Raw genomic sequence first — 212 nt, 5'->3', positions numbered from 1 at the left:
CGCTATATTTACACAGTAACTGAGACACGAAACTTTACCTTTTCAGTCTATGCCGTGGACAACAGCGGCAATCTATCCAAGACGCCTGCAACCGTGACTATTGCACTCGATCCAAGACCAGCCCAAGTGGCTGGCTTTTCTGTTGTGCCACAAGATACGGACCGTTCCAAACTGGTCATGAAATGGCAAGTCAACACAGAAAAAGATATTGC

General features: G+C 46.7%; 1 protein-coding gene. It reads left to right on the top strand.

Features of this window, described 5'->3' with window-relative positions:
* A partial coding sequence (locus Ga0466249_RS26385) for a hypothetical protein (RefSeq protein ID WP_215832445.1) occupies nt 1–212 on the top strand: 212 nt, incomplete at both ends.

It is taken from the genome of Pelorhabdus rhamnosifermentans (genome assembly GCF_018835585.1).
GTDB lineage: Bacteria > Bacillota > Negativicutes > UMGS1260 > UMGS1260 > Pelorhabdus > Pelorhabdus rhamnosifermentans.
Note: the sequence above shows the minus strand (reverse complement) of the source record. Positions and strands in the feature narration are given on the sequence as shown.